Consider the following 25,661-nt stretch of genomic DNA (forward strand, 5'->3'; position numbering starts at 1 on the left):
TCATTTTTTGTATCACAACGGTGGATTAGGTGAGCATCAAACCTATCGTCATCATCTATACATTGGCCGTTTTATGAATAAAAATACCAAAAATTATGGATTGGTCTTTTTGGAATGATATTTTCCGATCTCGAGCACCATTCATTTTACTTCCGGTACCTGCATCGTTTTTAACGTCACAAAAAAAGGAAATCAATTCAATTTTGAATTAATTTCCTTAAACTTCGGTTATTGTTAAATCAAACTTCAATATTTATACCTAAAATACCATTAATTAACGCTTTTTGTTCTTCTTCATGCGTTTCTTTTTATTTTTCTTGTTTCGCTTCATCATCGAATTCATTGCCATTTTCGACAATTTTCCTTTGATTCCGTTCCCCATCAAGCCTTCCATTCCAGCGAAGTTTCCTTTAGACATTTGATTCATCATTTTTTTCATTTGATTAAATTGCTTAATCATTCGATTAACTTCAACAACTGGACGTCCAGAACCAGCGGCAATGCGTCGACGACGGCTTGGATTTAAAATATCTGGATCTTCACGTTCCGCATTTGTCATAGAATAAACAATTGCTTTAGTGTGCTCAATATCTTTAGGATCAACGTTCATATTCTTCATCATGGGGTTATTAGCCATTCCAGGAATCATTTTCATGACGTCTTCCAGTGGCCCCATGTTTTGAACCTGGGTTAATTGATCCACAAAATCGTTAAAATCAAAGGTATTTTCCCGAATCTTTTGAGTCATTTCGGCAGCTTGCTTCTCATCAAAATCCTTTTGCGTTTTTTCGATTAAAGTCAGCATGTCACCCATGCCCAGGATTCTGGACGCCATTCGGTCGGGATGGAAAACATCCAAGTCTTCCATCTTTTCACCTTGACCAACAAATTTGATTGGTTTACCAGTGACCGAACGAATTGAAAGTGCGGCACCACCACGGGTGTCACCATCCAATTTTGTTAGAACAACTCCCGTAATATCAAGTTTTTCATTAAAACCTTCGGCGGTATTAACTGCATTTTGACCAGTCATTGCATCAACAACCAGTAAAATTTCATTTGGTTGCGCAAGAGCCTTAATATCAGCTAACTCTTGCATCAGTTTTTCATCAATTTGTAATCGACCGGCAGTATCGATAAAAACATAATCGTTTTTATTTTCGGCTGCCTGCGCCAAACCGTGCCGTACAATGTCAACTGGACTAACATCAGTTCCTTCTTCATAAACAGGTACATCAATCTGTTGACCGACTTGAACTAATTGGTCAATCGCGGCAGGTCGATAAACGTCAGCCGCAATCAATAATGGGCGTGCCTTTTGTTCATTTTTAAGTTTTAATGCTAGCTTACCAGTTGTTGTTGTTTTACCGGCACCTTGAAGCCCAGCCATCATAATAATAGTTGGAATTTTTGGCGATTTATTTAGAGGAGCATCTTCCTCCCCCATCATCTTGACCAACTCGTCATTAACAAGTTTGACAATTTGTTGAGCTGGATTTAAGCCTTCCAAAATATCCGAACCAATTGCTTGATCCCGCACAGTTTTGACAAATTGTTTAACTACTTTAAAGTTAACGTCAGCTTCCAACAGTGCCAAACGAATTTCTCGCATCGTGTCACGTAAGTCAGCTTCAGTTACCTTTCCTTTTTTTCGTAAATTAGTAAATGTTTTTTGTAATCGTTCTGTTAGACCTTCAAAAGCCATTTAAAGCCCCTCCGTCTTATTCTTCTTCGCTCTTTTCGAGATCATCTAAAAGGCGTCGTAATTCTGTATCTTTTGAATAATTTAGGTTTATATAATCTAATATTTGGTCAAATTGCTGGTTACGCTTTTCAAAGTTACGCAACAAATGCAACTTCTCTTCGTATTTTTCAAGAATATTAACCGTTCTTTTAATGTTATCATAAACGGCCTGTCGACTAACTTGAAATTCTTCAGAAATTTCACCTAACGAGTAATCATCCGCGTAGTAAAGGGTTATGTACTCTTTTTGCTTAGATGTCAATAGTTGTTCGTAAAATTCAAGTAAACTATTGATGCGATTATTTTTTTCAATTTCCATTAGTTAATCTTCCATTAAACCTTTGAATAATCCACTGACATACTGTTCGGGATTAAATGGGCTTAGGTCATCGACCGTTTCACCCAACCCAACGTACTTAACGGCCAGATGCAATTGGTTTCTAATTGCTAATACAATTCCACCTTTTGCCGTACCATCGAGTTTTGTTAGGATAATTCCCGTAACATTAGTTGTCTCTAAAAATGCTTTAGCTTGAGTCAAAGCATTTTGACCCGTTGTTGAATCCAAGACTAATAAAGTTTCTTGTGGAGCGTCTGGAATTTCACGACTAATTACCCGCTTAATTTTATCCAGCTCATTCATCAAGTTAACCTTGTTTTGTAAACGTCCCGCCGTATCGACTAACAATAAATCATAATTTTCAGCCTTAGCTTTCTTAACGGCTTCAAACGCTACAGAAGCTGGGTCAGACTGCTCTTTTCCGGCTACGACGTCAACCCCATCACGTTTTCCCCATTCTTCAAGTTGTTGAATCGCTCCGGCACGGAATGTATCACAGGCCGCCAATAGAACTTTTCGTCCACGCGCTTTAAAACGTGCTGCCATCTTACCGATGCTAGTTGTTTTTCCAACACCGTTAACACCAACGAATAAGAAAACGGTTGGTCCTTCTTTACTGAAGACCAAATGATTATCTTCTGCGCTGCCGTTTCTTGTATATAAAGCAACCAGCCTTCGAACGATTAATTGTGAAATTTGATCAGGATCAGAAACATGCTCAAATTCAATCTCATCACGAACTTCTTCACTAATTTCAAGGGCAGTATCAAAGCCAACATCCGCTTCAATTAATGTTTCCTCTAAATCGTCATAGAAGTCATCATCAACGCCAGTAAAATTAGTAAAAAGCGATGATAGTTTCTGACCAAAAGATCTTCTTGAACGTTCTAGACCACGATCATATCTTTCCGCATCATCTATCTCCTCATTCTTTACAACCCTTACATCTTCACGACTTTCCACTGACACTCCCGTCGCAGGAGACTGAGTGTCATCGGATTTCTTGTCGTCAATTGTCTGTTGATGAGCCTCTTTGGGCTGTGTCTCTGATTCTACCGGTTCCGTTGGAATCGTCATTTCATTTTGAACAGTTGCTTCGGATTGGACTTTTGCTTCCGATTCAACCTGTTTTTCTTGTTGTTCCTTTTTTTTCTTTCTACCAAAAAACCATGCCATGGTTTACACCAACTCCCTTTGCTCTGCTTCATCAATTGAAACAGAAACCATTTTTGATACTCCTGATTCTTGCATCGTCACACCATATAAAACATCAGCTTCCACCATTGTTCCCTTCCGATGCGTAATGACGATAAACTGTGTTGTATCCCGAAATGTCTTAAGATAACGGGCGAAACGATCAACATTAGCGTCATCAAATGCCGCTTCTACTTCGTCCAAAATACAAAATGGAACTGGTTTAACTTGTAAAATCGCAAATAATAATGTGATGGCAGTTAAAGACTTTTCACCACCAGAAAGTAGGCTTAAACGTTGCAATTTTTTCCCAGGAGGCTGAGCCTTAATTTCAATTCCAGTTGTTAAAATATGTTCGGGGTCAGTTAATTCAAGTTTAGCTTTCCCTCCACCAAACATTTTAACAAAAACTTGAGCAAATTCGGTGGCAACTTGGTCAAAAGTTTGCTTAAACCGTTGACCTGCTTCCTGATCGATTTCAGCAATTGACTGATCCAACTGTTGTTTTGAATCCATTAAATCTTTTCTTTGTTCATTTAAAAAGTTATAGCGGGAAGAAACACGCTCATATTCATCAATTGCGCCCAAATTAACCGTCCCTAATTCCGTTAATCCACGTTTGAGCAATTTTAGTTCCCGATCCAGTTGTTCATCGGTTATTTTCGTTAGAACATTCTTTTGAACGCTTTCAATTGTCTGTCCATACTCTTCCGAAAGTCTGTCAACCGCAATTTCAATTCGATTTTGGTTTAAAGATTGTTGACGTTCTACCTCATTTAATTGGGAACCAACTTGATTTAAATTTTGTTGTGCAATTTCATAGTCAGCCGTGACTTGATCTTGTTGAACTTGGCTCAATTGTAGCTTTTCTTGAATTTTTTCCAACCGATGATTCGAGTCCAGAAGCTGCTTTTGTACTTCTTTTAAGCTGTAATGATTAACATTGCTATCTGATAAACGTTCATCATGATGAAGATTTGCGATCTGTGCTTCGTAATCCTTTAATTGTTGTTTAGACCTTCCAACAACACCTTCTAGATCCTCCAGGCGTTGTTTTTGTTGCGAAAGTTGTTCCTTTAATTGCGCCAATTCAACGTTTAAATTTGTAATTTGATTTTGCCGCTCGCCGGCATCGTCCGTCAATGTTGCTAAGGTACTTTGCTTTTTTTCAGTAGCGGTCTTAATCTCTTTAACCTTTGCTTCAATTTCCGCAATCTTACCCTGTAAATTGCCCGAATGATTTTCTTCATCATCAATTTGCGATAATTCAAATTGAATAGCCTTTCGATGCCGTTCAAGCTCTTTGATGCGCTCTTCTTCAAGTGCCCTTTGATTAGCTAATTCTGAAAGCTGTTGTTGATCAATCTGTTGCTCCTTGGTAATTTTCTGCAATTTGCTTTGCGCATCTTTGCCAACGGACAACGTTTTTTGTACTTGTAATTCTTTTTGCTCTAGTTGCTGTCGCATCGTATCAAATTGTGATTTTAATTTTTTAATTTCCTGATCTTGTTGTAAGACGCCGGTAGTATTTTTTCGAGTCGCCCCACCGGTCATTGTACCTCCGATCCCAATCACGTCTCCTTCGAGAGTGATAATGCGGTTTCGACGACTAATTTTTTGAGAAGCAACCACCGCATTTTCCAAAGTATCTATGATTAAGGTCGTTCCTAGGAGGTATTGACCAATAATTCTATTTTGGGGCTCGGTTTTGATTAAGTCTGAAGCAACGCCAACAAGACCTGGCAACCGCTCCAATTCATTCTGAACCGCGGACGTTAATTGGCGAAGCTTTAAAGCATTTTTAGGTAAAAATGTTACCCGACCTTGCCGATTCTGTTTTAAAAACTCAATCATTTCTTTGGCAACTTGGTCTGTTTCAACAACCACATTTTGCACTTGATTGCCTAACGCCGTCTCAATTGCAACCGTATATGCTTCCGGTACATCAATTATTTCAGCCACAGGACCAACAATTCCCTTAAATTTGGATTTCTGTTTTAAAACTGATCGAACTCCTTGATAAAAACCCGTATGTTCATTTTTTAGATTAGTTAGCGCCTCTAGCTTACTTTCAACACGGTGCGCCACATTTGAACCATCAAGCCATTGCTGACGCTGTTGCTCGTAGTCGGTCCGCAATTGATCTTGCTGAATGGTTAGCTCTTTAATGCGCGTGGCTCGCTGCTTAATAACCGCATCTAGTTCTAAAAATGCTGCTTGGCACCCTTTTTGAGTAGCATGATGATTTTCTAACTGCTGCTCCAGTGTTGCAATATCAAACGTAATTTTAGATCGTTGTTGCTCATCTCGCTGCTGATCCTGCAAATTAAAATTATATTGATTTTTTAAGGTCGTCAGACTTTGTAAGTTTTCGACATAATCGGCTCTTAAATTTTCAATTTCTTGCTTTAGTTTTTGCTCTTGATGTTCTTTATCATTTTCTCTAATTAATTTTAAAGCTTCATTTTTTTCAGCGATTCGTTTTGAAAGCTGTGTAAGCTGTTCACGTAATTCTGAACGTTCTCTAGTGCTTTTATCAATCTGAGTCTGTATCTCATTTTTTTCTTTTTCTAATCGAAGCTTTTCCTGTTCAGCAAATTTTCGACGTTCCGCTTGCAGATCTTTTTCGCCCTTAAGTTGCTCTTCTAGGCGATTTAAGCGGACCAGTTCCGTCTGGGTTTGATCCTTTTGCTTCGTTTGCGCGTTAATCGTTTCTTTAATTTGTGAACGTTGTTCTGATAATGTGGCACTTCTTGTTGTTAGTTCGCTTAATTGCTCTTTTAACTGTTGCCGCTTTGTTTCTAACTGCGCTTGAATGACCGAGTTCCCATCAATGGTCTTTACCAATTTGGTCTGGTCCAAAATATCAAACCGTTTTTTTTGCTCAAGATAGTCCTTGGCAACCGCTGCCTGCTGTTCCAAAGGTCGAACTTGTTTTTCTAATTCAACGGTTAAATCATTAACCCGCTCCAAATAACCACTTGTTTTTTCTAACTCTTTTTCTGCACGCTTTTTATCCTGCTTATACTCTAGGACCCCGGCCGCCTCTTCAATAATGGCTCTTCGTTCTTCTGGTTTACTATTAAAAATCGATTCAACGCGTCCCTGAGAAATAATTGAAAACGATTCACGGCCAAGTCCAGTATCGATAAACAGATTCAAGACATCTCTTAATCGACACTCTTGCTTATTAATTTCATACTGACTTTCGCCATTACGAAAAAGGCGCCTAGTAACCATTACTTCGTCAAATTTAGAATCTAAAAAGTGATCTGAATTATCAAATATAATCGTTACTGATGCCCGTGCAAGTGGCTTACGTTTCTCGGTTCCAGAAAAAATAACATCGGGCATCTTGCCGCCTCGCAAACTTTTGGCCGATGTTTCACCCATAACCCAGCGAACCGCTTCAATAATATTGCTCTTACCTGAACCGTTTGGACCCACAATTCCGGTAATGCCGTCCTTAAAGTCAATCTTGGTTTTATCCGCAAACGACTTAAATCCACTAATTTCAATTGTTCGTAATTTCATCAAAAAACCTATTTTCCGCGCATCTTTTGAAGAGCCATGTTTGCGGCATTTTGTTCAGCAACTTTTTTAGAATGTCCAGTTCCAGTTGCGAGTTTTTGATTGTCAGCAATCACACTAACCGTGAAAGTTAAATCATTTTCAGGGCCTTCTTCAGAGATCAACTCGTAGTCAATTTCAACATCGCCATTTTTTTGAAGCAGTTCTTGCAGCTCAGATTTATGATCAATGATGTGATCAAAACGGCCCTCATCTAGTTTAGGAAAAATAACAATCCGAACAAATCGTTCTACGGCGTCACGCCCTTGGTCCAAATATAATGCTCCGATAAACGATTCAAAAATATCACAAAGAAGTGATGGACGCTGCCGCGCGCCAGATTTTTCTTCTCCCTTTCCTAAACGAATGTAACGATCAAAACGGCATTCTTTAGCAAAATCACTAAAGCTAGCTTCGCACACCATCGCAGCACGAAGCCGAGTTAGCTTTCCTTGTGGCATTTCAGGATAACGTTTAAATAGGTATTCAGATACTACAATTTGAAGTACGGCGTCCCCCAAAAATTCAATTCTTTCATAAAATTTTAATCCTTGATGTGGATGTTCATTTACATAAGAAGCCTGCGTAAAGGCTTCATCCAGTAAATCATGGTTCTTAAAATGAATATTAAAGGTTTGACTTAAATCATCTTCTAAAGCTTTTATCATCGATAGTTTCCTTTCAATCTTTTAGATAAGAATAACTCGGTGACCAATTATATTAATCACCGAGCTACATACGTTATAAAAATTAGGCTTGATGTTTACTGATATAATCTACCGCATCGCCCACTGTAATCAGGTTTTCGGCTACTTCATCAGAAATTTCAGCACCAAATGTATCTTCTAGTTCCAAAACAAATTCAACAATGTCAATCGAATCCGCATTTAGATCCTCTTTAAAATTCAAAGAATTTGTAATTTGATCTGGCTTCAATTCAAAACGTTCAGCCAGAATATCAGCAATTTTATTAAATATTTCTTCCTTTGACAATTTTAACGCTCCTCTACTTGTGATCCCTATAGTATTTTAATTGTTTTCGTTTTCTTTGTCTACTTCACTTTGTTTAATACTTTGAAGGTGAATTTCAAAATAATCAGCTAAGTTTTTCACCAATTTCGAATCAACAATTTCGTGCTCCTGAATCAAGGCGTTTTTAACTTGATTAGCATTGCTTGATCCATGTGCCTTAACCACCGGTGCCTTAACTCCTAATAACACGGCACCACCCTGCTTAGAATAATCCATTTTTTCTTTGATTTGACTAAATGCCGACTTCAGTAATAAGCCGCCCATTTTTCCTTTAACACCGCTATTCATTATTGTCTCTTTAACTAGTTTAAGCATTGAAAGGGCGGTTCCTTCAATGTTTTTCAAAACTGCATTTCCCGTAAATCCGTCAGTAACTACTACATCTGCCGTTCCATTTAATAATTCACGAGATTCAATATTTCCAATGAAGTTAATTGATTCGTCATTTTTTAACAATTGATACGCTTCTTTATGAATTTTATCACCCTTATCGTACTCTGTACCATTGTTCAAAAGAGCAATTCTTGGATTCGTAACGTGCATAACATTGGTGCCATAGAAATTTCCTAAAATTGCAAAATCATGGAGATTCTTAGCCTTGCTTTCAGCATTAGCTCCAACATCAAGCATGGTAAAGTTATCATTATTACCCGCTAAACTAGGTAAAGTGGCCGTCATTCCGGGACGATCTAACCCTTTAATTCTACCAATAATAAATAAACCTGCTGCGAGCAACGCCCCCGTATTTCCTGCAGAGAAAACTGCATCCGCATCTCCATTTTTAACGGCTTGTGCCGCTAGGACCATCGAAGAATTTTTTTTACGCCTAATTGCTTTCACCGGTTCATCTTCCATCGTAATCATTTCATCCGTATGAACAATTTTAATATTTTTAAAATCAGTCATATATTTTTCGATTTCTTCTTTTTTTCCATAGAGGATAAATTCGGTATCTGGCAAAGATTCCCGAGCTTCAGCCACCCCTTTTACAATTTCTTCAGGCGCATTATCGCCACCCATTGCGTCTACGGCAATTTTCATTATTTTTCTCCTTTGTTGCAAAATTAATCTAAGTTTTGATTAATCCGCATTATTTTTTCTAAATAATTTACTAAATTTCGATATTCCATCTTTTTGGACCAGCCAGGTTGGCTAACAATTTTTCCAGCGTCAATTTGAGCAGTCTGTAGCGCTCCTAAATCCACGACGGGATCGCCCACCTTAAATTCTGGGACACCAGACTGCTGTTTGCCAAATAAATCACCTTGGCCACGCATCTTTAAATCCGCCTCAGATATGACAAAGCCATCATTTGTGTCAACCATTATTTGCATGCGTTGCTTACCAACATCATTTTTGGGGTCGGCAACTAAAATACAATAGGCTTGTTCCTGACCACGACCAACGCGGCCACGGAGTTGATGCAGTTGTGCTAATCCAAAACGATCCGCATCTTGAATTATCATTAAAGTCGCGTTTGGAACATCAACACCGACTTCAATAACCGTTGTGGAAACTAAAGCGGCATACTTGCCTTCTTTAAATTCCGTCATGACTTGATCTTTTTGAATTCCATCCATTTTACCATGCAAAAGTGCAATCGGATGCTGCTCGCCAAAGAAATTTTGCAGTTCGTCGTACAATTCCATTGCATTTTGTAAATCCATTGCTTCGGATTCTTCAATCAAGGGTGTGACAATAAATGCTTGATGACCTTGCTTAAATTCGCGTGTCATGAATTCGAGAACCTTATCCCATTCGCCCTTTTTCACCCAACTAGTGATAACCTTTTTTCGACCTGCCGGGGACTGATCAATAATTGAGACATCCATGTCGCCATACGTCGTAATTGCCAACGTTCGAGGAATTGGGGTGGCCGTCATCGCCAGTATATCTGGAGCGACACCTTTTTCCCTTAATAGTTGCCGCTGATGGACACCAAAGCGATGTTGCTCATCAATGATTCCTAGACCCAAATTATTAAATTCAACATCTTTTTGAATAATTGCATGCGTTCCAACTACGATGTCAATATCGCCGTCTTTAATTTGCTGTAGCATTTCGTCGCGCACTTTTTTTCGAATACCACCCACTAAGAGACCAATTTTTACATCAAAATTCTTAAAAAACTTAGCCAGGTTGTTTGCATGCTGTTCAGCCAAAATCTCAGTCGGAGCCATTAACGTTGCTTGCATCCCCGCCGTAAGCGTTGCGTACATTGCAATCGCCGCCACGACGGTTTTTCCACTTCCAACATCTCCCTGTAACAGTCGATTCATGTGCGCCGGAGATTTTAAGTTTGCCAAAATTTCATTTGTAACCCGTTTTTGGGCATCAGTTAATTCAAAGGGTAATTGCTGAATAAAATCCCGAATTAAATTAATTTGATAATCAATGGCAATTCCATTTTCATCTCGATTTCGAGATTTTACAATTTGAAGTCCCATCTGAAAGGTCAAAAATTCTTCAAACATCGCTGTGCGACGTGCATCCCGTGTTTTAGCGTCATTAGACGGAAAATGGAGGCTTTTAATCATATCCAATCGGTGTAGCAACCGATACCGATCAATTAACTGTTCAGGAATTACATCGTAAATAATATCTTGGTATTGATTTAAACCGTCAATAACTAACTGTTGGATTGTTGACTGGCGGATATGCTTATTAGCAGGATAAACCGGCTTAATATCACTGTCATCACCAACAACCTTTAAGCCGGTTAAACTTCGCCGATTAGCATCCCATTTGCCATATACCGCAATTTCCTCATCAGCATTAATTTGATTTTTAATCCACGGCTGATTAAAGAATGTAACCATGACGGATTCATTACCCACCAGCAGTCTAAAATTAACCCGAACTTTTTGCCGTCCAAAGCGGGCAATTGTCGGAGCAGTAGCAACAATTCCTTGAAAAGTTACTTTCTGTTGGTCCGCTACTTCTGTTGGATCTTTAGCTGCCAAGTCCTCGTACCGAAAGGGGTAGTAGGTTATTAAATCTTCAATTGTCGTTATCCCAAGTTCATTTAGTGCTTGAAATCGTTTCGGTCCAACTCCTGACAGAACCTCCACCGTATCTGTTAAACTTTTCATTTTATCTCCGTCAATTACAAGTGAGTGCTGTGGTTGTTTTTAAATATTCCCAAGATTTTTACCATTTGATTCCATTTTATCCAAATTAAGCAGCAATTCCAATTAGAATTGCTGCTTAATTTATATTTCATAACTTCTTAAACAATCTGCATTTATTCCACTGAAACTAAGAATGGATAAACTGGTTGGTCACCTTCATGAATTTCAATTTCAAGATCATCGTCAATGTCAAGAATTGCATTTCGAAGTTCATCAGCTTGTTCTTTATTTGCATCTTTTCCATAAATAACAGTCACAATCTCGCTATCTTCCTCGAGCATCAAGTTCACCATCTCAATCGTTGCATCCATCAGATCGGATGCCGTGTTGACAATTTCGCCATCAACCAAGCCCATGTAGTCGTCTTTATGGATTTCACGTCCGTCCAACGTTGTGTCTCGAACCGCAATTGTCACCGAACCACTTTTTACAGTATCTAGGTTCGCTTCCATTGCTTCAGCATTATCGTCTAAAGCTTCTTCCGGATTAAATTCAAGCATCGCTGCCATTCCCTGTGCGATGGTTCGACTATGAATGATTTTAGTCGGAATCTCAGCGACTTCCACAGCCTGTTCAGCAGCTAAAAAGATGTTTTTATTATTAGGCAAAACAATTGCCTGTTTGGCACCAGAATTATTAATCATCGCCACAATATCAGCGGTACTTGGGTTCATTGTTTGCCCACCGCTGATAATATGAGTTACTCCTAAACTATTAAACAGTTTCGAAATTCCTGCTCCCGAAGAGATCGCAATAACTGCTGTTTCAGGTGCTTCTTGCTTCTCGGGGGTCGCTACTGGTGTATCATCTTGCTCAATGATTTCTTCTTGTTGCCAGCGCATATTGTCAATTTTAATTTTGGTAATATCACCAAATTGTTGTCCCCAAGCTAAAACGTCTCCGGGGTGTTCCGTATGAACGTGAACCTTAACAACCTCATCATCATTAATAACCAATAACGAATCACCAAGACCAGCTAAATATTCATAGAAAGTATCATAATCAAATTCTTTAGAAACTTGAAGACCTTTCCCTAAACGAACCATCATTTGAGTACAATATCCATACTTGATGTCTTCAGGATTGATTTTTCCTTGTACACTTTGATGATGTTTGGCATCAACCATCTCGTTAATTTCAGCCTCGTCTGGTTCATGCTTATATTCGGAAACATCTTTACCATTTAAAACGTCACTAAAGGCGTCAAAAACAAAAACTAAGCCTTGTCCACCAGAATCAACCACTCCGACCTCTTTGAGAACCGGAAGGAGGTCTGTTGTTGTCTTCAAGGCCTCATTTGCAGCAACGTCAATTGTCTGCATGATTTCGGCCAGATTCTCGCTATTCTTAACGGCCTCATTTCCCGCTTCTGCTGCTTTTCTAACGACGGTTAAAATAGTTCCCTCTGTCGGCTTCATTACCGCTTTATAGGCTGTTTTTGCCCCATTAGCAATGGCATCCGCTAAATCCTTAGCCGTCAAGGTTGTTTTTCCTTCAACGCTTTTAGCAAATCCTCTAAAAATTTGTGATAAAATCACACCTGAATTTCCTCTAGCCCCCATTAACAAACCCTTGGCTAAAGAAGCTGCCAAATGTCCCACTTCTGTGCTAGCATCATCAGCTTCATACTTAGCACCACTTTCAAGTGAGAGACTCATATTTGTTCCCGTATCTCCATCAGGGACCGGAAAAACGTTCAATGAGTTTATAAAATCAGCGTTCATCTTTAAACGATCGGAACTGGCTTGCACCATTTGATCGAAAATATCATTAGTAATCAATGTTTCTATTGCTTCCAAATTCATTATCCTCCCGACTCAGCGATTAATCGTTGAGTGCCTTCACACCTTGAACAAAGACATTGACCGAATTCGCAGAGATGCCAAGCATTGATTCTAGGTTGTACTTAACTTTTGATTGTACATTTTTTGAAATTTCAGAAATTTTAGTTCCATATCCCACAATAATATAAACATCAATGGAGATACCGTTTTGTTCTTGTTTAATAACCACACCACGGGCATAGTTTTCTCTTTTAAGAATCTCGTTTATGTTGTCACGGATTTGGTTTTTACTAGCCATTCCCACAACACCGTAATTGTCCGTTGCGGCACCACCAACAACCGTTGCAATCACATCATTTGAAACATCAATTGTTCCATTTTTTGTTTTGATCTTGACAGCCATAATTCTGCCTCCTTAGTATTTATCTATACCAACGATATTTTACCATATCTTATACATGCAATAAATACAAGAAAGAACCACGTATTTACGCGCTAAATGCTATTATACCGAGAAATTTCATTGATTCCAATAAAAGCTTTTAAGTGACAATGATTTGGAAAACGTAACGTTCTAAATGAGTGTCAAGGATAATTACTTGAAAGTTTCCTATTGCAATGTAACGGGCAATATGATAAATTATTATGGTAATTGAAATAGAATTCTATAGAACAATAGAAGTGACAAAGGAGGGTTTCGATATGGCAAAAGATTTTGTCACAGGTAAGCACACAAGCTTTGGAAATACTCGTTCACATGCTTTGAACCACAGTCGCCGAAGCTGGAAGCCAAATTTACAAAAAGTTCGTATCTTAGTTGACGGCAAGCCCAAACGTGTTTGGGTATCTGCTCGAGCTTTAAAATCAGGTAAAGTTACACGCGTATAATAAAAAAGATTGGTTATTAATTTAACCAATCTTTTTTGTTATATAAATTTTTGTGTAAGCAACTAAGCTAATCTTTACTTTGAATCACAGCAACTAAACCGTTGCTAAGATAAACCGTTGCCTTGTTACCGATAAATTCGTTACTAACAAAAGCACGAGCATTTGACACCATTTCGTTGTGTAATTGATATTTTTCATCGTCAAGAGTCAAAGCATCAATTTGAGTTAGCGGGATGAACGATAAATACTTATATCCCTCGATTTTATCTATTGTGTGTTTTCCCGAGTTATAGAAAGTAATGTTATTCTGGCGATCGATTAATTCAATCTGCTCTGCATACATCCTAAAACGATCTTGAAGTACCATTAGAACATTTGCCAATAGATGGTCTAATCGCCCACCACTGATTCCAAACACGCGAATATGTGCTTTTGGATCCCTCTCTAAGACAAATTGAACCCCCGATTCCGTATCCGTATCATCCTTAATCGGATTTAACTTTACAACTTCTTTAAAACCGACCTCAATTTGGTCTAGCTCTTTTGAATCAACAGAGTCAAAATCTCCTAACGCAATGCTCCCTTGTTTGTCTGCCTTTAGCAGGTTTAACGCTCCTCGATCAACGCCAATCCATTCCCCACGATATTCTTGCCAATCATCGGGTAAATTTTTTGACGTTCCGCCAACTAATAGGTTAAAAGTTTTCATTATTTTGTTAGGTCCTTTAACGTTTGAACTTGCTTTGAATAATCCTCAGCGTCAAAAACGTAGGATCCAGCAACGGCAACATCCACACCAGCGTCATACACCGCACGAACATTTTGTTCACCGATTCCGCCATCGATTTCGATGTCAAACTCCAAGCCCCTTGCCTGTCGTAAGGCGGATAAACGTTTTACTTTACTAATCGAAGTCTCAAGAAACTTTTGTCCCCCAAATCCGGGATTAACGGACATAATTAAAACTTGATCAACCTCTGGTAATAATTCTTCAAGCGCCGTCAACGGTGTTCCAGGATTAATGACCACTTCGGCTTGTGCTCCAGCATTTTTGATAATTTGGATAGCTCTTGCAATATGCTGCGTACTTTCAACGTGCACTCCGACAATGCTAGCACCAGCTTTTACAAATTTTTCAACATAATTTTCTGGATTTTGAATCATTAAATGGACGTCTAGTTTAATATTGGTTGATTTTGCCAATCCTTCAACTGTGTTTAATCCGTAGCTGAGATTTGGAACGAAACTACCATCCATCACATCCACATGCAGATAATCGGCACCTTGAACTTTATTAATATCATCCATTAAGTTGGCTGGATTTGCGCTTAAAATTGATGGGGCTACTTTAATCATTTTTTCTTCCTCCGGTCCTTTTTTTGGTATCCTTTTCTTTTGTACTCAGGCTTTTGACTCCTGATTAATTCAATAAACTGTTCATAATTTGTATAACGACTACCAATAATGGTGCCATCCTCAACAGCGGCTTTTACGGCGCATCCTGGTTCATTTAGATGAAGGCATTCCCTAAATCGACAGTTTAACCCAATCTTTTGAAACTCTTTAAAATAATTTTTCAACTCTGAATCGGTCATTTCAAAAACGGCATAAGTTGAAAAACCGGGTGTATCAGCAACTAGTCCATCATCAATCGGAATTAGAGATACTTTCCTAGTCGTATGTTTTCCTCGATTCAAGGCCTGAGATACTTCACCCGTTTCAATATTTAGTTTCGCATCGATTCGATTCAAAAGCGTTGATTTACCGGCTCCCGTCTGTCCCATAAAAATTGTTAGTTGATTTTTAAAGGTTTCACGAAGCCTGACTAAATCCTGATCGGGTTGCAGCTGCTCAGGGAAAATAACTTGATAGCCAATTTTCTGGTAGTAACTTGCAATGGCCTTTAAATCCTTAAACTGATCTTCGTTTAAAAGATCCGTTTTAGAAAAATAAAGAATGGCCGAAATGTTTTTTTCTTCCAATGCGACCAGTTGACGATCTAACAAATTTGAAGAAAAACTTGGTTGCGTCGCAGCAGTAACAACCACCGCTTGATCAATATTCGCAAGTGGCGGACGAACCAACTCGTTTACACGAGGACGGATAGCCGTTATATATCCTGTATCATTTTCACTTTCTTTAAATTCAACAATGTCTCCCACTAAAGGGCTCGTTTTTTTATTTCGAAAGTTTCCTCGTGCTCGTGTTCTTACAATTTTTTGATCTTCTGTTAAAACGTCATAAAACCCTGCTAATAATTGGATGATTTGTCCAGTATGCATATCCCCCTCCACTATTTAGCAACCGTAAAAGTGATTGTCGTGACCCGTGGGACAACGACTTGACCGGAAATTACGTCTTGTGAAATAATCCGGTCATCATCAAAGCGATCGGTTGCAATCTCTTTCTTTTTAATTTTAAATCCCTTGTCCTCTAACTGCTTTTTGGTGCTCGTGTAGTCACTTCCGACGTAATTATCAACATCAAAGCTATTTGGTCCTTTACTAATTACCACATTCACTTTAATACCTTCCTGGACATACTTACCAGTTTCAGGCAACGTCTCAACAACTTTATTATACCCCGCCTTATCATCAGCTTCTTTGGTAATTTTTCCAACACCCAAATTAGCCTTGGAAAGCTTAGTTGTTGCCTCTTTTTGATTTAATCCCTCTAAACTAGGAACTTGCACCATTTGTGGACTACTTAGTTTAAAGGCAATAAAAATTCCTAAAATAAATGCGACAGCAGCCATAAAGGTAAATAATGCTCGTCGCCTTAAGGGATGTCGGTGCTTAGGTCGATGCATTTCCTCTTCGGAATTTTTTGAAGTTTCCTTTGGAGGACGAGGATTATTGTACCGATTATTCATTTTAACCTCAATCGGTCGTGTTTTTTCAATTTCTTCGGGTTGTAAATTTTGATTGATTTCCGTTTGATCCAAAACAATCGTTCGATCGGTTAGCGAATCCTCTATAAATTTTGGTTCATTTGCCCGGTCGGGTTCCAAGACCGTTTTTAAATCATCCGCCATCTCAGCTACATTTTTATAGCGATCTGTGGGGTTCTTCGCGGTTGCTTTCAAAACCACGTTTTCTAACGACTGTGGAATTTTATCATTAAAATCTTTGACCAGTGGTAATTGGTCTTGATAATGCTTGACAGCAATTGAAACCGCACTTTCTCCTTCAAACGGAACTTTACCAGTCAGCATCTCAAAAAGAATGATCCCCAGAGAATAAATGTCGGATTGTTGAGTGGCAATGTGTCCACGCACTTGTTCAGGTGATAAATACTGAACCGAGCCAATGACCGCATTGGTTCGAGTAAAACTACTCTGTTGATTCGCAATTGCAATCCCAAAATCGGTTATTTTGGCATTTCCATGGGTATCGATCAAAACATTTTGTGGCTTTAAATCGCGATGAATGATTCCATGCCGGTGAGCAGTTTGGACACCGTTCAAAATTTGTCCCATCAAGTTAACAACTTGATCTAGCGGGATCGGAAACTTATCTCGGATGTACTGCTTTAAATCCGTTCCTTCAACGTACTCCATCACCAAGTAGTTCATCCCGTGTTCTTCGCCAATATCATAAACACCAACAATATTTGGATGCACTAGCTCGGTTGTTGATAGGACTTCTCTTTGAAAACGCTTAATTGCCGATAGATCATCTTGCATGTCAAAACGAACCAGTTTAACAGCAACGTCCCGATCTAAAATCAAATCGTGTGCTAGATAAACATTTGCCATGCCACCCTCACCGAGTGAACGAATAATCTTATACCGTCCGTTTAAGGTTTGATTAGGGGTCATTTAGTCCGCCCCCGTTTCCATCTGAACAATTAGCGTTGTAATATTATCATATCCGCCACCTTGATTTGCCATTTCAACCAATTGGCTTACTTTTTGTTCTAGTTCGACCGTACTTAACAGAACGTTTTTAATCATTTCATCTGAAACAAAGTTGGTTAGTCCATCCGTGCATAGTAATATCTCATCGTTTTCATGCACGTCAAAAACTTTAATTTCAGCTTCGGCCTGATCCGAAATGCCTAGTGTTTTTGTTATAACATTTTTATCGGGATGATTTTGGGCCTCTTCAGGAGTGATTTTCCCCATTTTAAGCAATTCATTAACCAATGAATGATCGGTTGACAGTTGCTTTAGTCCAATCTGTGGGTTAAATAAATAGCAGCGACTATCTCCCAAATTTGCTACTACAACTTTTCCGCCAAGAAAAAGCGCTAAAACAATCGTTGTTCCCATGCCATTTAGATTTTTATAATGCTTAGAGGCCTGTAAAATTTTATGATTTTCAAGGGCTAATTGCCGTACCAACCAGTCTTTTGCATCTTTAACATTGTTGACGTCCGAAGTTTCAAATAAATATCCGATGTGTGACACAGCCATCTCGGATGCAACATCTCCACCCCGATTGCCCCCAACTCCATCTGCTACAATAGTTAAAATTGAATTGGAATCATTCTTAAAAATTCCAACATAATCCTGGTTAGTTTTCCGAACTTGTCCCTTATCAGATAGGTACGCGTATTTCATATCTACCAATCACTTCACTTTTTTTAAATTAGCAATGAAGAAGCCATCCGATCCAAAATCATCTGGATAAATGTTGAGACTCAAATCATTGCGATCTTTTTTTACCTTTTTAGCAGTTTCCGTTCTCTGTAACTCAAATTCGGGATGGCTTGCTAAAAATTGATTAATCGTATCCTGATTTTCTTTACGCAGGATTGTACAAGTACTATATGTCAAAATCCCGCCATTTTTCACCATCTTTGAAACATTATCCAAAATTGCAAGTTGAACCTGATGAAGATCACTACTGTCCTTCTTGCTTTTCAAATAACGAATTTCAGGCTTACGTCGAATCAAACCCAATCCTGAGCAAGGTGCATCAACCAAAATTCGATCGAAGTGGTCGTTTAAATCTGGACGGGCCTTTTCGGCATCCTGAACTTCAGCATCAATATTGGTCAAGTGCATTCTTTGGGCATTTTGTGTAATCAATTTAACACGACTATCATAGACATCCCATGCTAACACTTTACCATTTTGACCGATTTTTTCAGCAATTTGTGTTGTTTTTCCACCAGGTGCTGCACAGGCGTCTAGAACCACTTGATCAGGTTCTAACTGCATTGTTTCGGCGACTAGCATCGCTGATTCATCCTGAACCGTGATGTCGCCATCAATGTAGCTTCGACTTTCTGAGATGCTGGGCCCTTTACTTAATTTTAGCCCATCCTGTGCGATCTTACTGGACGTAACTTGATAATCGTATTCTAAATCTTTAATAATATCAGCATGACTCTTATTCCATCGATTCACTCTGACAGATAAATTAGCCGGCTGATTAACGCTTTCCAAAATTGAAGTGCATTTTTCAACACCCAATTCATATGAAAGTTGATCCACGATCCAGGGAGCAACGCTGTACTGAACTGAAAGCCGTTCAACCGGATTCTGAATTCGGCTGAAGTCCGGTTTCCCATTTCGTTGGTAAGAGCGTAGAACGCCTGTAACCATTTTTCTAATTCCATCATTTCCACGTAGTTTAGCAATTTCAATTGATTCATTAAAAATTGCAAAATCCGGGATCCGATCTAAAAACTCCATTTGAAAAATCGCCGTTCTAAGTAAATTAATTACCCAACGTGGTGTTAATTCTGGCTTTCGAACAAAATCGGATAGGTAGTAATCCAAAGTCAATCGGTGTTGTAAGACGCCATAAACTAATTCCGTTAATAGATTTTTATCAACGTCAATTAAATTAGAATTTTTGATATCCTGATTTAATTGAATATTTGAAAACGATCCATCATCCACTTTTTCTAAAATGTTAACTGCTATATTTCGTGCACTATTATTTTGATCTGTCATTATCGATAATTTGCTTTCCTGGATGTAAGTTTTCACCTACGCCATTGAGGTAGTCTGTAATTGTCATTTTTTGCTTTCCAGCAGGTTGTAATTCTTCAATGCTTATCACACCGTTTGATCCCGTTGCAACAAGTAACTCGTGCTTACTTTTTTCAACGATTTGGCCCGGTCGTAGATCTGTTTGGCGGTCAATAACGCTTGTTTTCCAAAGCTTTGTTCGTTTTCCTTCCATAATGACGTAAGCCACCGGAAATGGTCGTAATCCACGAACTTTTGCATCAACCAATCGAGCTGGCAAATTAATGTCAATTTCTTCTTGCTCAGGACTAATATTTGGCGAAAAACTTACCTTTGTTTCATCTTGCTCCAAAGGCTGTACTTTACCATCAATTAAGTCCGGTAGCGTTTGCATCAACAAATCGCGACCCAAAAGACTTAATTTGTCAAACATTGTTCCCACATCATCTTGCGCTGTAATTGGAATTTTTGCGGATGCGAGCATTTTACCGGCATCCATCTTTTTGACCATGTAAATAATGGTAACCCCGGTTTCTTTGTCCCCATTCATAATGGCATAATGTACGGGAGCTCCTCCACGATATTGAGGTAAAAGTGATGCATGAACGTTAACCGCCGCAATCTTAACTGAGTCGATTAAACTCATCGGTAAAAACTGCCCAAAGGCCGCTGTAACAATCAAGTCCGCATTTAAAGCAATCAATTCTTGCAGTTCTTCGCTACCGCTCAGCTTCTCCGGCTGGTAGACCTTAATATCATTTTGAACCGCGACCTTTTTAACTGGGCTCGGAGTTAGAATATGCTTACGACCAACTTTTCGGTCCGGTTGCGTTACAGCTGCGATCACATCATAATTTTTGTCATCAACTAAACTTTGTAAAATTGGAGCTGAAAATTCTGGAGTTCCCATAAAAATAACTGATTTCATGAATAAACCTGCCTTCTAATATCATAGGAAATTTTGTGGTTCTGGGTCAATGCTAATTCGCGTTCCATGTCGAAACTTTTCTTGAGAACGTTCTAAAACTTCTAATAGCGCATTATGTAACCCAGGCTCTTTCTGATATTTAATTAAAATTTGATAATAATACTTTTGCTTAATTTTTGAAATTGACTTAGCGGTCGGTCCTAGAATTACGGCATTGGAAGAAACTTTTGGTTGAATTATATTTAACATTTCATAAGCAGATTTCAAAGCCTCTTTTTCATCACGATCTGAAATACTAATTAATGCCGTAAAATAATAGGGCGGATACTTGCCTAAATGACGAAGATACATTTCCTTTCGAAAGAAATCCTCGTAGTCCTGTTTTTGCGCGAGCTTAATTGCGTAGTGATCAGGGTTAAACGTTTGAATTAACACTTCCCCTTTTTTATCGGCCCGACCTGCCCGGCCAGCTACTTGAGTTAGAAGCTGGAAGGTTCGTTCACTTGCTCGAAGATCGGGTAGTTCCAGTGCCGTATCAGCATTGAGCACGCCAACTAAAGTAACATCTGGAAAATCAAGCCCCTTAGCAATCATCTGCGTTCCAAGCAAGATATCGGCATCGTGATTGCCAAATTTTGCAAGTAACCGTTCGTGTGCACCCTTACGTCGCGTTGTATCAACATCCATTCGAATAACACGAGCTTCGGGAATAATTTCAGCCAGCTGTTGCTCAACTTTCTCAGTTCCCGTCCCAAAGAATCGAATTTTAGTGCTTCCACAATTACGACAACTTTTGGGAATGGGTTCTTCATGCCCACAGTAGTGACACCGCATTGAATGCGTATCCATATGCATTGTCAATGAAACATCACAATTAGGACATTTCAAAACGAAGCCGCAGCTGCGACACATCACAAACGATGAAAAACCACGACGATTTAGCATTAATACAACTTGTTCTTTTTTTAAAAGACGCTTTTGAATTTCTTCAACCATTGGTGCTGAAAAGTTTTCATTAAACCCATCACCAAGATGTTCCCTCATATCGACGATTTTAATTTCAGGTAAATCTTTTTGGTTGGCTCTGCGTTTAATTTGCACAAAATCGTACCTTCCCCGTTCAACCCTGGATCGGCTTTCAAGCGATGGCGTGGCACTACCCAATACTACTGGGCAATTTGCGTTTTTAGCCCGATAAATTGCAACGTCACGCGCATGATAACGTGGGGCATCTGTTTGTTTGTATGTTTCGGAGTGCTCTTCATCTATTATAATAATACCAAGATTTTGTAATGGTGCAAACACCGCCGAACGGGCCCCCACTACCACTTTTACTTCATTTCGAATAATCCTACGCCACTCGTCGAACTTCTCACCATCAGACAATCCACTATGCAAAACTGCAACTTGCCGCCCAAAACGAGCACGAACTCGCTTAACCATCAAAGGTGTCAGTGAAATTTCCGGAACCAGTAGGAGCGCCGACTTTCCTTCACCAATAGCCTTGGAAATACTCTGTAGATAAACTTCCGTCTTTCCTGACCCGGTCACTCCTTCAATTAAAATTGGCTTAGATTGATGCTGTTCAATCGCCCGCACTACTAAGTCATAAGCTTGTTGTTGTTCCTCATTTAATTGTAAAGACGTATCCGATTTTAGGTCACTACCTTCAAATGGGTCACGATAACGTTCGATCTCGGAGCGTTTCGCCCAACCGTTTTTTACGGCACTATTCAGAGTCGAACGCCCAACATGGTATTCATTAAGTAAAGTAGTCTGTGAAATTCCTTCGTCAGGATCAATGTTTTTTAGTATTTCAATTAATTCAAGCTGTTTTGTTGCATTCTTCCGAATTTTATCGACCTCAACACCATAGTTTTCATCGGTAATCAACGGCCAAATCCAATTGATCATTTTCTTTCTAGCTGAATTTTCGGTCGCGTATTCTAGTGAGACCTTATTTTCTTTGATCCAGTGGTTTAATTGTCGCTGTTGGGCAAAAGTCAAATCACTAACTTTTAAGTCCGTTACTTGTTGTTCCCCAAGTAGTTCAAGAACCTGAGTCTGCGTTATTTTTTCTGAATTAATCTTAACGAATCTACGCGTATTAACCTTTACCAAGTTAGGAATCATTGCGTTTAGACAACTAACGCGGTATGAGTATGTTTTGTCTGCAAGCCAATTTGATAAAGAGATTAACTCCTCATTTAACAATGGCTCCGGTTCTAAAACTGAGATGATCTTTTTTAGATCACCCGTTACTTTTTGAGTCACTTCTTCCACTACGAACCCTTGAATTGGACGTTCAGCCTTACCAAATGGAACAATTACCCTTGAACCAATTTTAATGTCGTCTTCAACTGCGTCATCCGCAATATAAGTGAACGGGGTGTTAGTTTGAAGCGCAGGAACATTCACAATGACATTAAATTTTTTTGACATTAAATTTGTCCTTTCAATCTATTTCTTCAGCAACTAACTTTAAGATTTTTTCAGCAACTACCTTTTTTTCATTTTTACTAATTACAATGTTCGCCTGGTTCGGACGAATTATTGTAACTTCATTTTCATTTGAATTAAAACCAATTTGTGGATTTCCAACATCATTTGCAATAATCATATTTAAGTTTTTTTTGATAATTTTTCGACTTGCATTGACGAGTAGATCATTGGTTTCAGCGGCAAATCCGGCCACATATTTTAAACTCTTCGGACGTTTCAAACTTGCCAATACGTCGGGATTTTCAACTAATTCCAAACTTAGTTTTCCATTAAAATCATCTTTTTTCATTTTATGGTCTGAAATTTGTGCAACCCGATAATCGGAAACAGCAGCGGCCATTATTAGTACATCTGCTCCACTAATATTTTGATCAAGCGCCTCTTGTAAATCAGCTACACTCTCAATATCTATCCGTTTAATTTTAGATTCATTCGTAATTTTAAGTTTAGTTGGACCAGTAATTAGCGTAACTTTAGCACCTAACTGGCTAGCCACTTCAGCAATAGCGAAACCCATTTTCCCCGATGATTTATTACCAATAAATCGAACCGGATCAATTGCTTCACGGGTTCCACCAGCCGTAACCACGATTCTTTTTCCACTTAAAATTTTATTTTGAGGATCATTGATGAATTGATTTACGACATCACTACTTGGAAAACGTCCCTTACCCGAATATCCCTCAGCAAGCAGGCCATTGTCGGGTTCCAAAATCAAAACGCCATCATCTCGAAGTTGTTTCATGTTGCGTTGAACACTGGGATTGTTCCACATATTAACATTCATCGCTGGTAAAACTTTTTTTATTGCATGTGAGGCTATGACCACCGTCGACGCAAAATCATCAGCAATTCCGTTGGCCATCTTTCCAATGAAATTTGCTGTTGCTGGAGCTATAACGATTTGATCCGCCCAGTCTGCAAGTGCGACGTGTGCAACCGGATTTTCAGTGTCCGAGTCAAAATCGTCATAAACAATATTATTAGTCAATGTAGAGAAAGTTAGTGGTGTGACAAAGCGTTCCGCCATCGATGTCATCACGACCCTAACTTGGTTACCAGCTTTAATCTGGAAGCGAACGGCTTCAACAACCTTATATTCTGCAATTCCTCCAGTTATAACAAACAAGATTTTCATAGTCACTGACCTCCTAAACCTTTATTTTACCAGTCATCTCAATTTAGCGATACTAATTGGAAAACAAAATAGAGGATGACAAGCCTCAACAATATAACTGGCTTACCATCCTCTATTACAAACTAAAATCTTTAAAGATCTTTTTCCTTAGGATCAATCACAACATCACCTGCTACAATTTCTTCTAAAGCTTTTCCAACATTTTTTTGTGAAGAATACTTATCTAGTAATTCCACTTTACCCTCATCCAATTGATGAGCACGCTTACTAGCAAGCATAATTAGTGAATATCTAGAATCAACACGTTCTAACAAATCATCTACTGAAGGATATAAAATCATTTTATAAGTCTCCTAACATTTCTTGATATTCCGGATAAACCCTTGTTACTCGCAAGTGTTCACCTTTAATGATATTTTTAATCGCCTCAACGGCATTGTCAATTTTATCATTAACTACGGCATAATCATAATCACGCATCGTTTTAATTTCGTCGACGGCTTTTTCCATCCGTTTATTAATGGTTTCCATATCTTCCGTCCCACGATTAATAATTCTTTGTTTCAATTCCATCAAATCAGGAGGGGTTAAAAATAGAAATACTCCGTCGGGCATTTTCTCACGAACTTGACGAGCACCATTAACTTCAATTTCTAAAAAAACGTCGCGTCCCGAATCTAGGGTCTGGTTAACATACTTTAATGGCGTTCCGTAATAATTATCAACGTACTGCGCATATTCAAGCATCTGGCCTTCTTTGATATTTTTCTCGAATTCTTCCTTAGAAACAAAGTAGTAATCTTCTCCATCAACTTCGCCTTCTCTCGGCTTCCTAGTTGTCATTGAAATTGAATACTGAAAATCATTACCGCCTTGATCAAAGATTGCCTTTCTAACTGTTCCCTTGCCAACACCGGAAGGGCCAGATAGGACAATCAACATTCCTCTTCTAGCCATGAACAAACTCCTCAAATATTATATGTACAACCTATTTTGCACTTTTTTAAACTTTTTTTCAATACCGCGTAATAAATAATTGCAAAGAAAAAATTTGGGTTGATTTTAGGAACATTAGTTCGTATAATATAAATACAAACAAACGTTCGATGGAGGCAGTCATGGAGAATAAAAAAATCAACCCATTTAATCAAATACAACGTTCTATCAACCGCATTCGTAAGTCCTATAATAACTTATTTCTTGTCCCAAGCGATCAAGGAAAAACCATGGCTGACCGTTCGATGCCTATGGATCAGATTAATGATACAATCGCCTTTGCCATTCAAAACCATTCAGTTGTCAAGATGCAGATCAATTTAAAGGTATCCGTCGTCGAAATTACGGGATATATAAGAATTACTCGCTCTGGCCGTCTATGTATTACGGATCCAAGTTCTGACTTAACTCAAATTCTAGAAGATCAACAATTTCGAAGCATTGAAATTCTTTAAAAAATTATAATAACAACATCTCCTTCACTTCCA

23 protein-coding genes are annotated in these 25,661 nt (G+C 38.7%); 2 read left to right on the plus strand and 21 right to left on the minus strand.

Annotated features, from left to right (window positions below; all coding sequences use genetic code 11):
- Window positions 1–274: 274 nt before the first annotated feature.
- From ffh to IV81_RS00665, 10 genes are all read right to left on the minus strand, one after another.
- Window positions 275–1,705, minus strand: coding sequence for a signal recognition particle protein (gene ffh / locus IV81_RS00620; RefSeq protein WP_057801259.1), 1,431 nt, complete (start codon window positions 1,703–1,705; stop codon window positions 275–277).
- Between the two features lie 16 nt (window positions 1,706–1,721).
- Entirely contained in the window at window positions 1,722–2,063 is a 342-nt protein-coding gene (locus IV81_RS00625) for a putative DNA-binding protein (protein WP_057801261.1), read from the minus strand.
- A 3-nt stretch (window positions 2,064–2,066) separates the two neighbouring features.
- Window positions 2,067–3,260 carry a signal recognition particle-docking protein FtsY gene (ftsY, locus tag IV81_RS00630; RefSeq protein WP_057801262.1) on the minus strand — a complete coding sequence of 398 codons (1,194 nt, stop codon included), beginning with the start codon at window positions 3,258–3,260 and terminating at the stop codon, window positions 2,067–2,069.
- A 3-nt stretch (window positions 3,261–3,263) separates the two neighbouring features.
- On the minus strand, window positions 3,264–6,812 hold the full coding sequence (smc, locus tag IV81_RS00635) for a chromosome segregation protein SMC (RefSeq protein WP_057801264.1): 3,549 nt from the start codon (window positions 6,810–6,812) through the stop codon (window positions 3,264–3,266).
- An 8-nt stretch (window positions 6,813–6,820) separates the two neighbouring features.
- Entirely contained in the window at window positions 6,821–7,516 is a 696-nt protein-coding gene (gene rnc, locus IV81_RS00640) for a ribonuclease III (RefSeq protein WP_057801266.1), read from the minus strand.
- An 82-nt stretch (window positions 7,517–7,598) separates the two neighbouring features.
- Window positions 7,599–7,841, minus strand: a complete 243-nt coding sequence (gene acpP, locus IV81_RS00645; protein ID WP_057801268.1) for an acyl carrier protein — start codon at window positions 7,839–7,841, stop codon at window positions 7,599–7,601.
- Between the two features lie 36 nt (window positions 7,842–7,877).
- The gene (gene plsX, locus IV81_RS00650) at window positions 7,878–8,921 is read right to left on the minus strand and encodes a phosphate acyltransferase PlsX (protein ID WP_057801270.1); all 1,044 of its coding nucleotides are present in this window, start codon (window positions 8,919–8,921) and stop codon (window positions 7,878–7,880) included.
- Window positions 8,922–8,944: 23 nt separating this feature from the next.
- Window positions 8,945–10,972, minus strand: a complete 2,028-nt coding sequence (gene recG / locus IV81_RS00655; RefSeq protein ID WP_057801272.1) for an ATP-dependent DNA helicase RecG — start codon at window positions 10,970–10,972, stop codon at window positions 8,945–8,947.
- A gap of 152 nt (window positions 10,973–11,124) precedes the next feature.
- Window positions 11,125–12,816 carry a DAK2 domain-containing protein gene (locus IV81_RS00660; RefSeq protein ID WP_057801275.1) on the minus strand — a complete coding sequence of 564 codons (1,692 nt, stop codon included), beginning with the start codon at window positions 12,814–12,816 and terminating at the stop codon, window positions 11,125–11,127.
- A 19-nt stretch (window positions 12,817–12,835) separates the two neighbouring features.
- Complete coding sequence (locus tag IV81_RS00665; protein ID WP_057801277.1) at window positions 12,836–13,198, minus strand: Asp23/Gls24 family envelope stress response protein; 363 nt, start codon at window positions 13,196–13,198, stop codon at window positions 12,836–12,838.
- Window positions 13,199–13,497: 299 nt separating this feature from the next.
- Here IV81_RS00665 and rpmB point away from each other — a divergent pair, with 299 nt between their 5' ends.
- Entirely contained in the window at window positions 13,498–13,683 is a 186-nt protein-coding gene (gene rpmB / locus IV81_RS00670; protein ID WP_057801280.1) for a 50S ribosomal protein L28, read from the plus strand.
- A 67-nt stretch (window positions 13,684–13,750) separates the two neighbouring features.
- Here the strand turns inward: rpmB and IV81_RS00675 are convergent, their stop codons facing one another.
- The 11 genes from IV81_RS00675 to gmk all read right to left on the minus strand — a co-directional run bounded on the left by IV81_RS00675 (window position 13,751) and on the right by gmk (window position 25,134).
- Window positions 13,751–14,392 carry a thiamine diphosphokinase gene (locus IV81_RS00675; protein ID WP_057801282.1) on the minus strand — a complete coding sequence of 214 codons (642 nt, stop codon included), beginning with the start codon at window positions 14,390–14,392 and terminating at the stop codon, window positions 13,751–13,753.
- A complete protein-coding gene (rpe, locus tag IV81_RS00680; protein WP_057801284.1) occupies window positions 14,392–15,039 on the minus strand; it encodes a ribulose-phosphate 3-epimerase in 648 nt (215 codons plus the stop codon). The genes IV81_RS00675 and rpe overlap by 1 nt, the downstream gene beginning before the upstream one ends.
- Window positions 15,036–15,965: a ribosome small subunit-dependent GTPase A gene (gene rsgA / locus IV81_RS00685; protein WP_057801285.1), complete on the minus strand. Its 930-nt coding sequence runs from the start codon at window positions 15,963–15,965 to the stop codon at window positions 15,036–15,038. The genes rpe and rsgA overlap by 4 nt, the downstream gene beginning before the upstream one ends.
- Window positions 15,966–15,976: 11 nt before the next feature.
- Window positions 15,977–17,503: a Stk1 family PASTA domain-containing Ser/Thr kinase gene (gene pknB, locus IV81_RS00690; RefSeq protein ID WP_057801287.1), complete on the minus strand. Its 1,527-nt coding sequence runs from the start codon at window positions 17,501–17,503 to the stop codon at window positions 15,977–15,979.
- Window positions 17,504–18,247, minus strand: coding sequence for a Stp1/IreP family PP2C-type Ser/Thr phosphatase (locus IV81_RS00695; RefSeq protein ID WP_057801288.1), 744 nt, complete (start codon window positions 18,245–18,247; stop codon window positions 17,504–17,506).
- Window positions 18,248–18,256: 9 nt separating this feature from the next.
- Complete coding sequence (gene rsmB / locus IV81_RS00700; protein ID WP_057801289.1) at window positions 18,257–19,591, minus strand: 16S rRNA (cytosine(967)-C(5))-methyltransferase RsmB; 1,335 nt, start codon at window positions 19,589–19,591, stop codon at window positions 18,257–18,259.
- Entirely contained in the window at window positions 19,575–20,537 is a 963-nt protein-coding gene (gene fmt / locus IV81_RS00705; protein WP_057801290.1) for a methionyl-tRNA formyltransferase, read from the minus strand. The genes rsmB and fmt overlap by 17 nt, the downstream gene beginning before the upstream one ends.
- A gap of 21 nt (window positions 20,538–20,558) precedes the next feature.
- Entirely contained in the window at window positions 20,559–22,979 is a 2,421-nt protein-coding gene (priA, locus tag IV81_RS00710) for a primosomal protein N' (RefSeq protein WP_057801291.1), read from the minus strand.
- Window positions 22,980–22,992: 13 nt separating this feature from the next.
- Window positions 22,993–24,177, minus strand: coding sequence for a bifunctional phosphopantothenoylcysteine decarboxylase/phosphopantothenate--cysteine ligase CoaBC (coaBC, locus tag IV81_RS00715; RefSeq protein ID WP_057801292.1), 1,185 nt, complete (start codon window positions 24,175–24,177; stop codon window positions 22,993–22,995).
- Window positions 24,178–24,308: 131 nt separating this feature from the next.
- Window positions 24,309–24,518 (minus strand): DNA-directed RNA polymerase subunit omega, encoded by a 210-nt coding sequence (gene rpoZ, locus IV81_RS00720; RefSeq protein ID WP_057801294.1) that lies wholly within the window; start codon window positions 24,516–24,518, stop codon window positions 24,309–24,311.
- Window position 24,519: 1 nt separating this feature from the next.
- Complete coding sequence (gmk, locus tag IV81_RS00725; RefSeq protein ID WP_057801295.1) at window positions 24,520–25,134, minus strand: guanylate kinase; 615 nt, start codon at window positions 25,132–25,134, stop codon at window positions 24,520–24,522.
- Window positions 25,135–25,295: 161 nt separating this feature from the next.
- Here gmk and IV81_RS00730 point away from each other — a divergent pair, with 161 nt between their 5' ends.
- Complete coding sequence (locus IV81_RS00730; protein ID WP_057801296.1) at window positions 25,296–25,628, plus strand: hypothetical protein; 333 nt, start codon at window positions 25,296–25,298, stop codon at window positions 25,626–25,628.
- Window positions 25,629–25,661 lie beyond the last annotated feature (33 nt).

Source organism: Pediococcus stilesii (assembly GCF_001437075.1).
GTDB classification, from domain to species: Bacteria; Bacillota; Bacilli; order Lactobacillales; family Lactobacillaceae; genus Pediococcus; species Pediococcus stilesii.

Bases quoted from the DNA above. Each gene is read 5' to 3' on its own strand.
- ffh (WP_057801259.1), bottom strand. From the start codon at position 1,705: ATGGCTTTTGAAGGTCTAACAGAACGATTACAAAAAACATTTACTAAT.
- IV81_RS00625 (WP_057801261.1), bottom strand. From the start codon at position 2,063: ATGGAAATTGAAAAAAATAATCGCATCAATAGTTTACTTGAATTTTAC.
- ftsY (WP_057801262.1), bottom strand. From the start codon at position 3,260: ATGGCATGGTTTTTTGGTAGAAAGAAAAAAAAGGAACAACAAGAAAAA.
- smc (WP_057801264.1), bottom strand. From the start codon at position 6,812: ATGAAATTACGAACAATTGAAATTAGTGGATTTAAGTCGTTTGCGGAT.
- rnc (WP_057801266.1), bottom strand. From the start codon at position 7,516: ATGATAAAAGCTTTAGAAGATGATTTAAGTCAAACCTTTAATATTCAT.
- plsX (WP_057801270.1), bottom strand. From the start codon at position 8,921: ATGAAAATTGCCGTAGACGCAATGGGTGGCGATAATGCGCCTGAAGAA.
- recG (WP_057801272.1), bottom strand. From the start codon at position 10,972: ATGAAAAGTTTAACAGATACGGTGGAGGTTCTGTCAGGAGTTGGACCG.
- IV81_RS00660 (WP_057801275.1), bottom strand. From the start codon at position 12,816: ATGAATTTGGAAGCAATAGAAACATTGATTACTAATGATATTTTCGAT.
- IV81_RS00665 (WP_057801277.1), bottom strand. From the start codon at position 13,198: ATGGCTGTCAAGATCAAAACAAAAAATGGAACAATTGATGTTTCAAAT.
- rpmB (WP_057801280.1), top strand. From the start codon at position 13,498: ATGGCAAAAGATTTTGTCACAGGTAAGCACACAAGCTTTGGAAATACT.
- IV81_RS00675 (WP_057801282.1), bottom strand. From the start codon at position 14,392: ATGAAAACTTTTAACCTATTAGTTGGCGGAACGTCAAAAAATTTACCC.
- rpe (WP_057801284.1), bottom strand. From the start codon at position 15,039: ATGATTAAAGTAGCCCCATCAATTTTAAGCGCAAATCCAGCCAACTTA.
- rsgA (WP_057801285.1), bottom strand. From the start codon at position 15,965: ATGCATACTGGACAAATCATCCAATTATTAGCAGGGTTTTATGACGTT.
- pknB (WP_057801287.1), bottom strand. From the start codon at position 17,503: ATGACCCCTAATCAAACCTTAAACGGACGGTATAAGATTATTCGTTCA.
- IV81_RS00695 (WP_057801288.1), bottom strand. From the start codon at position 18,247: ATGAAATACGCGTACCTATCTGATAAGGGACAAGTTCGGAAAACTAAC.
- rsmB (WP_057801289.1), bottom strand. From the start codon at position 19,591: ATGACAGATCAAAATAATAGTGCACGAAATATAGCAGTTAACATTTTA.
- fmt (WP_057801290.1), bottom strand. From the start codon at position 20,537: ATGAAATCAGTTATTTTTATGGGAACTCCAGAATTTTCAGCTCCAATT.
- priA (WP_057801291.1), bottom strand. From the start codon at position 22,979: ATGTCAAAAAAATTTAATGTCATTGTGAATGTTCCTGCGCTTCAAACT.
- coaBC (WP_057801292.1), bottom strand. From the start codon at position 24,177: ATGAAAATCTTGTTTGTTATAACTGGAGGAATTGCAGAATATAAGGTT.
- rpoZ (WP_057801294.1), bottom strand. From the start codon at position 24,518: ATGATTTTATATCCTTCAGTAGATGATTTGTTAGAACGTGTTGATTCT.
- gmk (WP_057801295.1), bottom strand. From the start codon at position 25,134: ATGGCTAGAAGAGGAATGTTGATTGTCCTATCTGGCCCTTCCGGTGTT.
- IV81_RS00730 (WP_057801296.1), top strand. From the start codon at position 25,296: ATGGAGAATAAAAAAATCAACCCATTTAATCAAATACAACGTTCTATC.